This is a genomic window from uncultured Reyranella sp. (assembly GCF_945957355.1).
In the GTDB taxonomy this organism is placed as follows: domain Bacteria; phylum Pseudomonadota; class Alphaproteobacteria; order Reyranellales; family Reyranellaceae; genus Reyranella.
This window is the reverse complement of record NZ_CAMFKM010000015.1, coordinates 139309-153346: the sequence shown is the minus strand read 5'-3', so window position 1 is coordinate 153346 and position 14038 is coordinate 139309. Positions and strand designations below refer to the sequence as shown.

Here is a 14038-nt window from a genome sequence, read left to right as displayed (position 1 = left end):
TGTTCGCACGACCGCGAATGCCATCCGTGCCGAAGAGTGAACGAGCCATGACTATGATTTTACCGCATCGCCTCGAAGACCGCGAGAGCCTGCCGTGTGGCGACGACGTTGTGGACGCGGACGATCGAGGCCCCTCGCCGCACGGCTTCGACGGCCAGAAACGCCGAGGCCGGGTCGCGATCGGCGGGCTTATCGACGCCCGTCAAACGGCCGATGAAGCTCTTGCGCGAGCAGCCGATCAGCACCGGATATCCCGCCTGCGCCAGACGCCCAGTTCCTGCGATCAGGGCCAGTTCCTCCTCGACCTTCTTGCCGAAGCCGAGGCCAGGATCGAGTGCGACACTCTGCCGGTCGATGCCCGCTGCTTCACACACGGCGGCACGATCGAGCAGGAACCGCCGGACATCCTCGACAACATCATCGTAGGCCGGGCCGGCGTAGCGCTCCTCGGGCCGGCCGCGCCGGTGCATCAGGACGACGGCCGCCTTGCTCCGCGCCACCAAGGGCAGCATCGCCGCGTCGTCGCGCAGCGCCGACACGTCGTTCACGATCCGCGCACCGGCTGCCAGTCCCGCTTGCGCGACCAGGGCACGGCGCGTGTCGAGCGAGACAACTGCCCCCAGCCGGGCCAACCCCTCAACGACGGGCAAGATGCGACGGCATTCCTCCTCGGGAGAAACGGCAGCCGAACCGGGACGAGTGGACTCGCCGCCGACGTCGATGATGTCGGCCCCCTCCGCCACGAAACGCAGGCCATCGTCGATGGCCCGCGCCGGGTCGAGGCGTTCACCGCCGTCGGAGAAGGAATCGGGCGTCACGTTCACGATCGCCATCACGAGAGGGCGATCGAGCACGAGGCCCGCGAAGGCCCGCGTCAAACGCCCGGCTGAGGCTCGGGATTGGTGCCCGGCGCCGGACCGGTGCTGGTCGGGACCGAGGCGCGGCGACGGCGATCCGAGGGGCCCGCGCCGCCCGTGTCGTCGCGCACGACCTTCTCGCCGCGCAGGATCGTGCCGATCTCGTCGTTGCTCAACGTCTCGTACTCGAGCAGCGCCCGGGAGATCGTGTGCAGGTCCTCCAGATGCTCGGTCAGGATCGTGCGGGCACGACCTTCAGCCTCCTCGATCAGGCGGCGGACCTCCTGGTCAATGAGCTGCGACGTCGCCTCGGAGACGTTCTGCGTCTGCGTGACGGCGTGACCCAGGAAAACCTCCTGCTCGTTGGCCTGATAACGAACGCGGCCGAGCTTCTCGGACATGCCGTAGGCGGTGATCATGCCACGCGCCGTCTGCGTCGCGACCTGGATGTCGCTGGCGGCACCCGTCGTCACGTTCTCCGGCCCGAACACCAGTTCCTCGGCCATGCGACCACCGAACATGATGGCCAGACGCGACTCCAGATACTGCTTGGTATGGCTCAGGTGATCGCGCTCCGGCAGCTGCATGGTGACACCCAGCGCGCGACCGCGCGGGATGATCGTGACCTTGTGGAGCGGATCGCTCTTGGGGACATGCATGGCGACCAGCGCGTGGCCCGCCTCATGATAGGCCGTGAGCGTCTTCTCCTCGTCGGTCATCGCCATCGAGCGGCGCTCGGTGCCCATCAGCACCTTGTCCTTGGCGTACTCGAAGTCGCCCATGGTCACGAGGCGCTTGCCGACGCGCGCGGCGCGCAGGGCAGCCTCGTTCACGAGGTTGGCGAGATCGGCACCGGAGAAGCCCGGAGTTCCACGCGCCAGCACGCGCGGATCGACGTCGGGCGCAAGCGGCACCTTGCGCATGTGGACCTTGAGGATCTTCTCGCGGCCGCCGACGTCGGGGTTCGGCACCACGACCTGGCGGTCGAAGCGGCCCGGACGCAGCAGCGCCGGGTCGAGCACGTCGGGACGGTTGGTGGCGGCGATCAGGATGACGCCCTCGTTCGCCTCGAAGCCGTCCATCTCGACCAGCAGCTGGTTCAGCGTCTGCTCGCGCTCGTCGTTGCCGCCGCCCAGGCCGGCGCCGCGATGGCGGCCGACCGCGTCGATTTCGTCGATGAACACGATGCACGGCGCGTTCTTCTTGGCCTGCTCGAACATGTCGCGCACACGGCTCGCGCCGACGCCCACGAACATCTCGACGAAGTCGGAGCCCGAGATGGTGAAGAACGGAACGTTGGCTTCGCCCGCGATGGCACGCGCCAGCAGCGTCTTGCCGGTACCCGGGGGACCGACCAGCAAGCAGCCCTTAGGAATCTTACCACCCAGGCGCTGGAACTTCTGCGGGTCCTTCAGGAAGTCGACGATCTCCTCGAGCTCGCCCTTGGCCTCGTCGATGCCGGCGACGTCGTCGAAGGTCACGCGGCCATGCTTCTCGGTGAGCAGGCGCGCCTTGGACTTGCCGAAGCCCATGGCCCGGCCGGTACCACTCTGCATCTGGCGAAGGAAGAAAATATAGACACCGACCAGCACGAGAACGGGCAGCCAGCTCACGAAGATGCTGCCGAGGTTGACGCCCTCTTCCGCCGGCCCGGCATCGACGCGGTCGACGTTCTTGATGAGCATCGGCATCAGCTGGTCGTCGGGCGGCGTGCTCGGCGCGTAGGTCGAGAACTTCTGCACGCCGTTGCGCGGCTCGCGGAACGTGCCGCTGATCGTGTTGCCCTGGATCCGGACATCCTGGATCTGCCGCTGTTCAACCGCCCGGACGAATTCGGAATAGGAGATCGTGTTGCCGGGAGACCGGGTCGCCCCGCCCTGGAAGACGCTGTAGAGCAGCGCGAGCAGCAGGACGATGACGATCCACAGGGCGGCGTTGCGATTGAACGGGTTCACTGATGGCTTCCGTTAGATAGGGCTACGACCAAAGATGGGTTGCGGCCGCTGGGTCGCAAGCGAAAAATACAGCGGGAATCAAGGGCTGCCTCTCTTTCCTGCCACTTTCGGGCCGGACAATCCACTCAAGCTGGCGCGAGCCGACAGCCTGACGCAGGGTGAATTGGCACCCTGACAGGGTGAAATCCTGCCGGCGGCCCGATTTGCCGCGGTTCGGCGTTCCGGACATCCGGGCCAGCGCCCGATCGAGTCGATCTCGACGCGGCGGATGATGACTGCCTCCCAGGCCCTGCACGACGCGGCTCACCAGCCGGGCCCGTGTATCGAGCGCCAGCCGCTCGAGGGCCATGCGGCCGATCGCAACGCTCCCGTCCTCCCGCACTTCGAGAAATGCGACCGCCGCCCGCGCGGCCTGCGCTTCCCGGCTGGCACGGACGCGGCCTGAATCCGGTTGCCCCGCCCCGATGGTTCCCGCGAGGCGCAGGCGTGCCCGTTCGAAGCGCGGATCGGTATTGGACGGATCGTCGATCCAGGCGACTCCGCGCGACCCCAGCGTCGCCGACAGGCGTGCCCGCGGCACCGAAAGCAACGGCCGCAAAAGCCGGACCTCCGGCCACTCGACGAGCCCCGCCATGCCGGCCAGACCATCCGGCCCGCTGGCGTGCGCGGCGCGCATCGCGATCGTCTCGGCCTGGTCGTCGACGTGGTGGGCCACCAGAAGATGGAGGATGCCGCGCTCCCGGCACGCCTCGCGCAGCAGACGGTAACGGGCATCGCGCGCGGCTTCCTGCAGGCCGGCCATTGGCTTGGCGCCGCCCCAGCACAAGACGAGGCTCTGCACCCCCTGCCTAGCCAGCACTTCCACTGTCGACTGCGCTTCCGCTGCCGATTCCCGCCGCAAGCCGTGATCGACGATCAGCGTCAGGACGCGACCACCCCGCCTGGCCGCCCATTCGTTCGCCAGCAAAGCCAGACAGAGCGAATCGCGGCCGCCGGAAACGGCGACCGCGAGATCGGGGTGCGCCTCGAAGGGGCCCAGCGGCGCCATCAGGCGCGCGAAAGTTGCGCCGTCGATGGGACGTGGCTCGGCGGAATCGCTCACCCGCAGCCGTTCTTATGCCGTTCCTGCTCGATCCGGCGCTTCTGCAGATCGGTCGCCCGCGGATAGTCCTGATTGAAGCGGGCGAACACGGCGCAGGCATCGGTCTTGCGGCCCATCACGGACATGGTGATGCCGAGCTTCAGGAGATTGTCGGGTCCCTTCGGACTGTTCTTGTAGACCTTGTAGCCTTCGGCGAAGGCGGTGAGGGCATTGCTGTAGTCGCGACGCGCGTAGTAGGTCTCGCCGAGCCAGTATTGCGCGTTGCCGGCGAGCTTGTTCTGCGGATTGCGCTGGACGAAGGTGCGGAAGCCGCGTTCGGCGGCCGCATAGTCGCCTTCCTGCAACTTCTTGACCGCCTCGTCGTAGAGCTGGTCAGCGTTGGCAGCGCCCGTGACAGGTGTCGGCGAAGATGTCGCTGGCGCCGCTGCCTGTGCGCCTGGACGCGGGGCGGCGCCGCCTGGCTTGCCGGCCCCGCCCTTTTCGAGCTGCTCGATGCGGTACTCATAGTCGGCCTGCATCTTCTCCATCTGCTGCTGCAGCCTCGCGTTGCGATTCTGCAGCTGCTCGATCTGGCCGGTCATCATCGTGAGCGACTGCTGGAGCTGATTGAGCCGGTCCTCGATATAGACCGCATCGCCTCCTCGTTGCGCCGCTGCCGCGGTCGGCAGGGCAAGAGCGACAAGGAGAGCGAGCCGGGAGGGAAAGATCTTCATGGCCAACGCTTTGTTCACATCAAACGCGGCCATTTTCAGGCATGGCCGTCCCGCCTCCAAACGAAAACGCCGGTCGCATGGCGACCGGCGTTTCCCGCACTCGGCTCGGTGCGTGGCGATTCCTACTCCAGGGCGGTCACGGCGCGGCGGTTACGCGCCCAGGCCGCTTCGTCGGAGCCGACCGGATCGGGCCGTTCCTTGCCGTAGCTGACGGTCTTGATGCGGTTCGCCGGAATGCCCTGGGCAATCAGGTACTGGCGCGCGGCGTTGGCGCGACGCTCGCCGAGCGCAAGGTTGTACTCGCGCGTGCCGCGCTCGTCGCAGTGGCCCTCGACGGTGATCTGGTAGTTGGAATACTTCTTCAGCCACTCGGCCTGACGGTTCAGGGTCTGACGGCCATCCTCGCGCACGCTGGAGGAGTCGGTGTCGAAGAAGACGCGGTCGCCGACGTTCTGCCGGAAGTCGCCGACCGACCCAGGCGTCACGGTCGTGGTGGCCGCAGAAGCCGTCTGCGTGTCGTTGTTGCTGCAGGCCGCAATGAGGAACAGCGCTGCAATGGCCGACAAAGCCTTGATCATGCTCATTTCTCGATCCACTCCCTGACGGAATCGACCCGGGCGAGGGGTACGCACGGGTCGACAGAAAAGATCATATATTTCGCTACTGCGGAATCAAGGGCGACCAGGCCGGATCCGACGCATCGGTCGGCGTCGGCACCTGCCGCTCGAAGCGGCCGGTGATGTCGACCTGGTGCAGAGACGACGAACCCGCGCGGCCACCCGAACTGGGCTGCCCGCGGAAGAACATCAGCACGCGGCCGTTGGGCGCCCACGTCGGACCCTCGACGAGGAAGCCGCTCGCCAGCATGCGCTCGCCACTGCCGTCGGAGCGCATCACGCCGATACCGAAGCCGCCCGCCCCGATCTTCGTGAAGGCGATGAAGTCGCCACGCGGCGACCACACCGGCGTTGCGTAGCGCCCGTCACCGAAGCTGATGCGCCGCTCGCCGCCCCCGCCGGCACTCATCACGTAGAGCTGCTGGGCGCCGCCGCGGTCGGAGTTGAACACGATCTGCGAGCCGTCGGCCGAGAAGCACGGCGAGGTGTCGATGGCCGGCGAGTTGGTGAGGCGGCGGAGCTGCCGGCCGCGCACGTCCATCTCGTATATGTTGGTGCGGCCGTTCTCCGCGATGCTCATCACCACCTTGGTGCCGTCCGGCGAGAAACGCGGCGCGAAGCTCATGCCCGGGAAATTGCCGAGCAATTCGCGGCGGCCGCTGTCGACGTTCTGCAAGTAGACGCGCGGCGGCCCGTTGTTCTCGCCATACGCCATGTAGACGATTTCCTGCAGGGTCGGCGAGAAGCGCGGCGTCAGCGCGATGGTTTTGCCATCGGTCAGGTACCGGTTGTTGGCGCCGTCCTGGTCCATGATCGCAATGCGCTTGGTCCGGTTGTTGCCCGGGCCGGTCTCCGAGACATAGGCGACGCGGGTATCGAAATATCCCTCTTCGCCGGTCACGCGCTTGTAGATCGCGTCGGAGATGATGTGCGCGAGACGGCGCCAGTTGCTCGGCTGGCTGGTGAAGGACAAGCCGGCGGCCTGCTGGCTCGTGAGGACGTCCCACAGGCGGAAGTCGACCTTGATGCTGCCGCCGACCGAGGTGATCTGGCCGACAACCAGGCCGGCCGCGCCGACGCTGCGCCAGTCCTGGAAACGCGGCGGCGAGGTCGCGTCGACATCCTTCTGGATGTAGGCGCTGGACGGGATTACCCGAAACAGACCGCAATTCTGCAGGTTGTTCCGGATCACGCCCGCCATCTGGGCACCCACCGCGTCGCCCTTGAAGTCGACGACGGCGATCGGCACCGGCTCGAAGCTCGGCCGCGTCATGTCGATGGTGAGTTGCGCGCGCGCCGTGCCCGCAACGCCGATGGTGGCGAGGGCAGCACCGCCCAGCAGGGTCGTCCGTCGGGGAAGCATCATGTCGGACCTCTTCATCTTTAGGCTTCTATTCGGGTCGAGGGGTCTTAGTAGTCGCGTGGATCGAAATTGAAGGTGATGGTTCGCCAGCTCGCGAACTTTTCTGGCGAAAGCGGCCAGGGCTGGCAACGCGGATTCATGATGGCACGATGGGCGGCGTCGGCGGCAGCGCGGAAGACAGGATCGCTATTGTAGCGCCCCGTGTCGCGCAACTCAGCTTTCACCGGTGTACCGTTCTGGTTCATCTCGACGGTCAGCGTAATGATCATCGCTTGGTCACGGGCGCCGCCCTGGGTGTTCCAGCACGGCCGGATCTTCTGGCGTACGCCCTCGATTTCGCTCGCCGTGACGACGGCGGCGAGATTCGGCGCGGCGGGCGCCTGGCGCGTGACCTGCTGCACGGGCTTGGGGCTTTGCTCGGGCGTCTGGATCTTCTGCTGCGACTGCTTGTTCTTCAGGATGTCGTCGATCATCGAATCGACACTCTGTTTGGGCGGCGCAGGTTTGGGCGGCGGCGGCTTGGGCGGCTCGGGCTTCTTCACCTCGGGCGCGGGCTTGGGCGGCTCCGGCGGCTTCTCGACCTTCGGCTTCTCGGGCTCTTTGGGCTTCATCGCCACGAGATCCTCGACCGGCTTGGCAGCCTCCGTCTTGGGCTTCTCCTCCGGCTTGGGAGGTGTCGGCGGCTTGGGTGGCTCGACGACTTCAGGCGGCTTGGGAGTCGGCGGCGACGGCGGCGGCTCGGCCGACTTCACCGGGGGCGCCTTGGTCGTCTCCTGCGCGATCGGCGCATCCTTGGGCTGTGGCGGCAAGTTGGCCACCGTGGGCGCACCCGCCTTTTTGTCGATCGCCTCGAACTCGACCATCACCGGCTCAGGCTCCATCGGCGGGGTGCGGCCGAAGAAGTCGAGATTGAGCACCGCCGCCCCCAGCACGAAGACGTGCACCATCGCCGACGCGATGGCCGGCGTGCGCATCTCGATGCTGTCGGGGTGACGGCGAACCATCGTCCTCTTCGTGTCCGTTGCTCTCAGCGCCGGGGCGTTGGCGCCTGGGGTTGCTGTTGAGGTTGCGAAGCGCGCGGGGCCGCCTGGCCAGGCGTGGCCGGCGTGACGGTGCCGCCCCCCCGCCCAAGGGCCTGCGCCTGCTCGCCGAGCAGGCCGAGCTGGCGGAAGCCGCTGTCGATCACGACGCCCATGACCTCCATCATCTTTCCGTAGTCGACGCTCTTGTCGCCCCGCATGAAGACACGCTGGTCGGGCTTCTCCTCATGCACGGCCTTCAGCTTCGCGCCGAGTTCCGCGATGTCGTACCTGGTCTCGCCGAGGAACACCTCACCCTGCGAGTTCACGGACACCACCATCGGTTCGTCCTTGCCGCCGACCTGCTGGGCGCTGGTCTTGGGCAGGTCGACCGGCACGCCGACCTGGAGCAACGGCGCCGTCACCATGAAGATGATTAGCAACACCAGCATGACGTCGACCAGCGGCGTCACGTTGATGTCAGCAATGGGCGTGTAGCTCCGTCGCTTGAATTTGCCGCCGGACGAGTTGGCGCCGGGTGCCGGAATGACACCCGACATCAGACCTGTTCCTCGAGCTGCCGCGACAGAATGGTGATGAACTCACCGGCGAAAGCCTCGAGCTGCTGGGCGTAGCGTGAGACCTGGCCCGACAGGATGTTGTAGGCGCCGGCCGCCGGAATGGCCGCAACCAGGCCGATGGCGGTGGCGAACAGCGCCTCCGAGATGCCGGGCGCCACGACCGCGAGCGAGGTGTTCTTAGACTGCGCGATGTGGCTGAAACTGTTCATGATGCCCCAGACGGTGCCGAACAGGCCGACGAAGGTGGCGTTGGCGCCGACGGTTGCCAGGAAGCCCAGCCGCTTCTCGATCGCCTCCATCTCTCGCTGGATGGTGACACCCATCACCTGCTCGATACGCTGGCGTAAAGCTGCCCGCGCCGTGGCGCTGGAGGCGAGGCCCTTGGAAACGGACCGGCGCCATTCGCGCATGGCCGCCGCGAAGATGCTCGACATCGGATCGTCGGGCTTGGCACCGACGCGGTCGTAGAGATCTTCGAGCGAGACGCCGGACCAGAACGTATCCTCGAAGGCCTGGGCGCTGCGCTTCAACGAACGCAGACGGAGAACCTTTTCAAAGATGATCGCCCATGACCAGAACGAGGCCAGCAGGAGCAGGATCATGATGGCTTTCACCACCCAGTCGGCCTGCATGAACAGGCCGTACACGGACAAGTCCATTGTCCCTGTGCCGCCGCCGAGGGGGGCTCCGGCGACCTGCGCAAACGCGTCCATTTATGTTCTCCGTTGGTTCAAGAGGGTTGTATCCGAATATGGCGTGAGCGGGGCGATCCGCTCAGCGCTACCTGGGCCAGGGCAGTCCGCACGAGCGGCGGCAATCGGACAGGCCGACCGCCCTCGCCCATGCAGGCGACGACGAGTTCGGCTCGAACCAGGATCTCTTCATTGCGGCGCGCATGCTGAATCATGTCGAGCGATGCCCCACGCAACTCACCGCAGCCGGTGACGATCTCGATCGTATCGTCCAGCCGCGCGGGCTTGAGGTAATCGATGGCGCAGCGACGCACGACCCAGTGGATGCCGCGCTCCTCGCGCAGCGCCGTGTGCTGCTGTCCCAGCAGCCGCAGCAGTTCCGTCCGGCCCCGTTCGAGGAAGCGCAACCAGTTGGCATAGTAGACGATGCCCGCGGCATCGGTGTCCTCGTAATACACGCGCAGAGGCAGCACGTGGCTGCCGTCCCGCAGGTGGCCCGAGGTCGGCGCCGCGTTCACGCATCCTCCGGCGGGCCACCCGCGGCCAGTAGGTCGAGCTGCTGTTTCTGCCCCTTGGGCATCGCCAGGCCGAGATGGCGGTAGCCACCCTCGGATAGCAGCCGGCCGCGCGGTGTGCGCATTAGGAGGCCGAGCTGCATCAGGTAGGGCTCGATCACGTCCTCGATGACGTCGCGCTGTTCCGCCAGTGCGGCCGCGAGCGTCTCCGCCCCCACCGGGCCGCCGCCGTAATTCTCGGCAATGCAGGCGAGATAGCGGCGGTCCATGGCGTCTAGGCCCCGCCCGTCGACTTCCAGCCGCGTCAGCGCCGCATCCGCCACCCGGGCGTCAACGCCGGCATCTCCAGCGACCGCTGCGAAGTCACGGACCCGGCGCAGCAGGCGGTTGGCGACGCGCGGCGTGCCCCGTGACCTCTTGGCAATCTCCGCACTGCCGTCGGGCGCGAGCGGCATCTTGAGGACGCGCGCGGCGCGCTGCACGATCGTCTCGAGTTCGGCCGGCGTGTAGAACACCATGCGCAGCGGTATCCCGAAGCGCTCCCGCAGCGGCCGCGTCATGAGGCCGGACCGGGTGGTGGCACCCACCAGCGTGAACGGCGGCAGCTCGATACGAACCGAGCGCGCCGCCGGCCCCTCGCCGATCATCAGGTCGAGTTGGAAATCCTCCATCGCAGGATAGAGGACCTCCTCGATTGCAGGATTGAGACGGTGGATCTCGTCGATGAACAGCACATCGTGCGGCTGTAAATTGGTGAGCTGCGCCGCGAGGTCGCCCGCCTTCTGGATGACGGGCCCGGACGTCGCGCGAAAACCCACGCCCATCTCGCGCGCGACGATCTGCGCCATCGTCGTCTTGCCGAGGCCCGGAGGTCCGTGCAGCAGGACGTGGTCCAGCGCCTCGCCGCGGCCCTTGGCGGCGGCGATGAAGATCTTGAGGTTCTCGCGGACCTGCTTCTGGCCGATGAAATCGTCGAGCGTCTGCGGGCGCAGCGCCAGCTCGGCCGCGTCTTCCTCGGACCGCTTGGCCGTCACCAGGCGTTCGGGCGCGGCGCTCATCGTGCAAGCTCCTGAAGGCCGGCGCGGATCACGGCATCCAGCTGGGCTTCAGCGCCCAGCCGCTGGGTGACGCGCGCGACGGCCCCGAAGGCCTCGACGCGCTTGTACCCCAGGTTGACTAGGGCGGAAATCGCATCCTCGTTGATCGAGCCGGGCGTGCCCGCCGGCGCGCCGGGCTTGCTTGCCGCCGCCTGAACGGGCGCCACGCCAAAGGCGGCCGCCTTGTCCTTCAATTCGGTGGCGAGGCGCGCCGCGAGCTTCGGCCCGACGCCGGCCGGGCGGCTCAGGGTCGCGCGATCCTGGGCGGCAATGGCACGGGCGATCTCGTCGGGCGACAGGGTCGACAGGATCGACAGCGCTACCCGCGCGCCCACGCCCTGCACCGTCGTCAGGATGCGGAACCAGTCGCGCTCACCCGTCTCCAGGAAGCCGTAGAGCGCAATGGCATCCTCTCGCACGATCGTCTCGACCAGCATGGTCGCTGCCCCACCCACGGAGAGGTCGCGCAGTGTGCGCGCAGAGGCCGACACGAGATAGCCGACGCCGCCGACATCGATGACGGCGCTGTCGGTGTCGACCGAGTCGACGAGGCCCTTCAGCTTGGCGATCACAGCGCGGCCTCGATGCGTCGCGCCGTGGCGCGATGATGGGCGTGGCAGATCGCGACTGCCAGCGCATCAGCGGCGTCCTGCCGGGCATCGACGCCGGGCAGCAGCCGGCCGACCATCATGGCGATCTGGTTCTTGTCGGCGTGGCCCGTCCCGACGACCGACTTCTTCACGAGGTTCGTCGAGTATTCGAACACGGGCAGCCCGGCACGGGCCGGCGCCAGCATGACGACGCCGCGCGCCTGACCGAGCTTCAAAGTGGAACCCGGGTTGACGTTCACAAAGGTCTCCTCGACCGCGGCCTCGACCGGCCGCTGCGCTTCGACGACGCCGGCGACCCCGTCGAACAGTTCCCTCAGCCGCTCGGCTAGCGTGCCCGCCGTCGCCACCTTGACCACACCGTGCGCCACGTGGCGCAGCCGGTTGCCCTCGACCTCGATCACGCCCCAGCCGGTCAGCCGCAGGCCGGGATCGAGGCCGATCAGTCTCATTCCGCCCGGCTCAGGCCGCGAACTTCGCCAAAGCGTCGTCGGACACTTCGAAGTTGGCGTAGACGTTCTGGACGTCGTCGTTGTCTTCCAGGGCCGAGATGAGGTCGAGCAACGTCTGCACGGTCTCGCCTTCGATCGGCGCACCGGTCTTGGGACGCCAGGTCAGCTTGGCGACACTCGGCTGGCCCAGCGACTTCTCCAGCGCCTCGCGCACCAGGTTGAAATCCTCCTGCGCGCAGTAGATTTCGTGGACGCCGTCCTCGCCTTCGCCGCTCACCACATCCTCGGCGCCTGCCTCGATCGCCTTCTCCATCACCTCGTCGGCGCTGCCGACGGAGAGCGGGAAGCGGAACTCGCCCAGCCGGTCGAACATGAACGACACGCTGTTGGATTCGCCCAGGTTGCCGCCATGCTTGGAGAAGATCGAGCGGACCTCGCCGGCGGTGCGATTGCGGTTGTTGGTGAGCGCCTCGACGATCACGGCGACTCCAGCCGGGCCGTAGCCCTCGTAGCGCACCTCGTCGTAGTTCGCGTCGGCATCGGGACCCGAGCCGCGCTTGATGGCACGATCGATCGTGTCGCGGGTCATGTTGGCATCGCGCGCGGCGATCACGGCCGCCCGCAGGCGTGGATTCGACGCGGGATCGGCCGCCCCCAGCCGCGCTGCCGTGGTAATTTCACGGATCAGCTTGGTGAAGATCTTGGCCCGCACGGCGTCCTGACGCCCCTTGCGGTGCATGATGTTCTTGAATTGGGAATGCCCCGCCATCGCCGACAACCAGATTGAGTAACGAGATGAGCCGCCTATACCACTTCTCGTGGGTTTTGGCAGGCTGGAGACGCCCCAAGAGGCCCTTGGGACAAAAAAAGGCGGGGGCCGAAGCCCCCGCTAAAAAACGTCGGAACCTTGATTCCGACGCCCCCTCTAACCTTGAAGACAGTCCGCCGATCCGGCGAAAAACCGTTTAACATCAAAAGGATGCCGGTTTTTCCCCAGGCCGTCAACGACGCTCTTCGAGCACCGCTAATAGGTGTGCACGACGCCCCTCGGATACAAGATGAGGGAAGTCAGGCGGCAGGGGCCAACCGCCCGCCGACCCTGACCGGCCGGATCGACCGGGCGAGCCCGGTCTTGTCGTCGGTTTCGACAATCGCCGCGCACAAAGTGCCCTCTCCTTCCGCCGGTGACAGGCGTTCGCCGGGCATTTTCCGGATGAATCGCTGCATCGCGACCTCCTTCTTCATGCCGATGACGCTGTCATAGTCGCCGCACATGCCGACATCGGTCTGATAGGCCGTGCCACCGGGCAGGACCCAACCATCGGCGGTCGGGACGTGGCTGTGGCTGCCAAGGACCGCCGAGGCGCGGCCGTCGCAGAAGTGCCCGATCGACTGCTTCTCGCTGGTCGCCTCGCCATGCACGTCGATCAGGATCGCCTGCGCGCCCCGGCCGAGCCCATACTTCGAGAGTTCAGCATCGAGCGCGCGAAACGGATCGTCGAGCGCGTCCATGAACAGCCGGCACATGACGTTGATCACCACGACCTTCTGGCCGCGCGGCGTCTGGAATAGGTTGGCGCCCCATCCCGGCGTGCCCGGGGGAAAGTTCACCGGGCGCAGCAGGCGCTTGTCCTGTGCGATGTAGGGGATGATCTCGCGCTGGTCCCAGGCATGGTTGCCGGTGGTGATGCAGTCGACGCCGGCCTCGTGCAGTTCGGCACAGATTTTGGCGGTGATTCCGAAACCGGCCGCGGCATTCTCACCGTTCACCACGACGAAATCGAGCCCCAGTTCACGACGCAGCCGAGGCACTTCCTTGACGACCGCATCACGGCCGGCGCGGCCGACGATGTCGCCGCAGAACATGATTTTCATCGGTTAGACAAAGGCGCAAGCGCGCCGGTCGGTCAACAGCCAATCGAGCCGCTGGTCGTCGGCGCGGTGCGGCACGTCCGGAACGAACTGCAGGTCGAAGCCGACGCCGATGGCCGTCACTTTGCGCCGCCGACGCAGGGCTTCGAGCGTGCGGTCGTAGTAGCCGCCACCGTAGCCCAGCCGCCAGCCCTCCGAATCGCAGGCCAACAACGGTACCAGCAGGACGTCGGGCTCCAGCGTCTCGCAGCCGGCCGACGGCTGCAGCGTGCCAAACACGCCCGTTTCCAGTGGATCGCCCGGTTTCCAGGCCCGGAACGACAGCCGTTGTCCACGGCCGTGCACGACCGGCAGGGCCAACCGGCATCCCTCGCCGTGGAGATAAGCCATCAGGGGGCGGATATCGATCTCGTCCTTAATCGGCCAGAAGCCCGCGACCACGGCGGGTAACTCAGCGGGGCGTTCGAGTTGGTAGATTTCGAGGAGGCCCTCGGCCGCGGCGCGTCGATCGTCCTCGCCGAGTCCCTGTCGTCGGATCATCATCGCGCCGCGAAGCGCCCGTTTGCGTTCGATCAGTGTCATGCCGGCAAGGGAA

Annotated in this window: 15 protein-coding genes and 1 pseudogene; all 16 read right to left on the bottom strand. The window is 66.8% G+C overall.

All coding sequences use genetic code 11. From position 1 onward, the window contains the following. Positions 1-59: 59 nt before the first annotated feature. The 16 genes and pseudogenes from folP to Q0Q48_RS22365 all read right to left on the bottom strand — a co-directional run bounded on the left by folP (position 60) and on the right by Q0Q48_RS22365 (position 14025). Complete coding sequence (folP, locus tag Q0Q48_RS22440) at positions 60-833, bottom strand: dihydropteroate synthase (RefSeq protein WP_295142894.1); 774 nt, start codon at positions 831-833, stop codon at positions 60-62. Between the two features lie 41 nt (positions 834-874). Then, positions 875-2812 (bottom strand): ATP-dependent zinc metalloprotease FtsH, encoded by a 1938-nt coding sequence (ftsH, locus tag Q0Q48_RS22435; RefSeq protein WP_295142892.1) that lies wholly within the window; start codon positions 2810-2812, stop codon positions 875-877. A gap of 22 nt (positions 2813-2834) precedes the next feature. Then, positions 2835-3914 (bottom strand): tRNA lysidine(34) synthetase TilS, encoded by a 1080-nt coding sequence (gene tilS / locus Q0Q48_RS22430; RefSeq protein ID WP_295142890.1) that lies wholly within the window; start codon positions 3912-3914, stop codon positions 2835-2837. Next, the gene (gene ybgF, locus Q0Q48_RS22425) at positions 3911-4627 is read right to left on the bottom strand and encodes a tol-pal system protein YbgF (protein WP_295142888.1); all 717 of its coding nucleotides are present in this window, start codon (positions 4625-4627) and stop codon (positions 3911-3913) included. The genes tilS and ybgF overlap by 4 nt, the downstream gene beginning before the upstream one ends. A gap of 122 nt (positions 4628-4749) precedes the next feature. Beyond that, positions 4750-5115 (bottom strand): annotated as a pseudogene (pal, locus tag Q0Q48_RS22420) (peptidoglycan-associated lipoprotein Pal); the annotation flags it as partial. A 172-nt stretch (positions 5116-5287) separates the two neighbouring features. Then, a complete protein-coding gene (gene tolB, locus Q0Q48_RS22415) occupies positions 5288-6607 on the bottom strand; it encodes a Tol-Pal system beta propeller repeat protein TolB (RefSeq protein WP_295142900.1) in 1320 nt (439 codons plus the stop codon). A gap of 47 nt (positions 6608-6654) precedes the next feature. Beyond that, a complete protein-coding gene (locus tag Q0Q48_RS22410; protein WP_295142885.1) occupies positions 6655-7611 on the bottom strand; it encodes a hypothetical protein in 957 nt (318 codons plus the stop codon). A 23-nt stretch (positions 7612-7634) separates the two neighbouring features. After that, entirely contained in the window at positions 7635-8186 is a 552-nt protein-coding gene (gene tolR, locus Q0Q48_RS22405) for a protein TolR (RefSeq protein WP_366915302.1), read from the bottom strand. Then, positions 8186-8920, bottom strand: a complete 735-nt coding sequence (tolQ, locus tag Q0Q48_RS22400) for a protein TolQ (RefSeq protein WP_295142883.1) — start codon at positions 8918-8920, stop codon at positions 8186-8188. Before tolQ ends, tolR begins: the two co-directional genes overlap by 1 nt. A gap of 17 nt (positions 8921-8937) precedes the next feature. Then, on the bottom strand, positions 8938-9417 hold the full coding sequence (gene ybgC, locus Q0Q48_RS22395) for a tol-pal system-associated acyl-CoA thioesterase (protein WP_295142881.1): 480 nt from the start codon (positions 9415-9417) through the stop codon (positions 8938-8940). Next, a complete protein-coding gene (ruvB, locus tag Q0Q48_RS22390) occupies positions 9414-10472 on the bottom strand; it encodes a Holliday junction branch migration DNA helicase RuvB (protein ID WP_295142879.1) in 1059 nt (352 codons plus the stop codon). The genes ybgC and ruvB overlap by 4 nt, the downstream gene beginning before the upstream one ends. Beyond that, complete coding sequence (ruvA, locus tag Q0Q48_RS22385) at positions 10469-11083, bottom strand: Holliday junction branch migration protein RuvA (RefSeq protein ID WP_295142875.1); 615 nt, start codon at positions 11081-11083, stop codon at positions 10469-10471. The genes ruvB and ruvA overlap by 4 nt, the downstream gene beginning before the upstream one ends. After that, on the bottom strand, positions 11080-11571 hold the full coding sequence (gene ruvC, locus Q0Q48_RS22380; RefSeq protein ID WP_295142872.1) for a crossover junction endodeoxyribonuclease RuvC: 492 nt from the start codon (positions 11569-11571) through the stop codon (positions 11080-11082). The genes ruvA and ruvC overlap by 4 nt, the downstream gene beginning before the upstream one ends. A gap of 10 nt (positions 11572-11581) precedes the next feature. After that, positions 11582-12340, bottom strand: a complete 759-nt coding sequence (locus Q0Q48_RS22375) for a YebC/PmpR family DNA-binding transcriptional regulator (protein ID WP_295142869.1) — start codon at positions 12338-12340, stop codon at positions 11582-11584. Between the two features lie 299 nt (positions 12341-12639). Next, complete coding sequence (locus tag Q0Q48_RS22370; protein ID WP_295142867.1) at positions 12640-13446, bottom strand: TIGR00282 family metallophosphoesterase; 807 nt, start codon at positions 13444-13446, stop codon at positions 12640-12642. Between the two features lie 3 nt (positions 13447-13449). Beyond that, the gene (locus Q0Q48_RS22365; protein ID WP_295142862.1) at positions 13450-14025 is read right to left on the bottom strand and encodes a 5-formyltetrahydrofolate cyclo-ligase; all 576 of its coding nucleotides are present in this window, start codon (positions 14023-14025) and stop codon (positions 13450-13452) included. Between the last annotated feature and the right edge of the window lie 13 nt (positions 14026-14038).

What these genes read in the sequence shown, in the direction of transcription:
- folP (WP_295142894.1), bottom strand. Translation starts at nt 833, where the DNA reads ATGGCGATCGTGAACGTGACGCCCGATTCCTTCTCCGACGGCGGTGAA.
- ybgF (WP_295142888.1), bottom strand. Translation starts at nt 4,627, where the DNA reads ATGAAGATCTTTCCCTCCCGGCTCGCTCTCCTTGTCGCTCTTGCCCTG.
- tolB (WP_295142900.1), bottom strand. Translation starts at nt 6,607, where the DNA reads ATGCTTCCCCGACGGACGACCCTGCTGGGCGGTGCTGCCCTCGCCACC.
- Q0Q48_RS22410 (WP_295142885.1), bottom strand. Translation starts at nt 7,611, where the DNA reads ATGGTTCGCCGTCACCCCGACAGCATCGAGATGCGCACGCCGGCCATC.
- tolR (WP_366915302.1), bottom strand. Translation starts at nt 8,186, where the DNA reads ATGTCGGGTGTCATTCCGGCACCCGGCGCCAACTCGTCCGGCGGCAAA.
- tolQ (WP_295142883.1), bottom strand. Translation starts at nt 8,920, where the DNA reads ATGGACGCGTTTGCGCAGGTCGCCGGAGCCCCCCTCGGCGGCGGCACA.
- ruvB (WP_295142879.1), bottom strand. Translation starts at nt 10,472, where the DNA reads ATGAGCGCCGCGCCCGAACGCCTGGTGACGGCCAAGCGGTCCGAGGAA.
- ruvC (WP_295142872.1), bottom strand. Translation starts at nt 11,571, where the DNA reads ATGAGACTGATCGGCCTCGATCCCGGCCTGCGGCTGACCGGCTGGGGC.
- Q0Q48_RS22375 (WP_295142869.1), bottom strand. Translation starts at nt 12,340, where the DNA reads ATGGCGGGGCATTCCCAATTCAAGAACATCATGCACCGCAAGGGGCGT.
- Q0Q48_RS22370 (WP_295142867.1), bottom strand. Translation starts at nt 13,446, where the DNA reads ATGAAAATCATGTTCTGCGGCGACATCGTCGGCCGCGCCGGCCGTGAT.
- Q0Q48_RS22365 (WP_295142862.1), bottom strand. Translation starts at nt 14,025, where the DNA reads ATGACACTGATCGAACGCAAACGGGCGCTTCGCGGCGCGATGATGATC.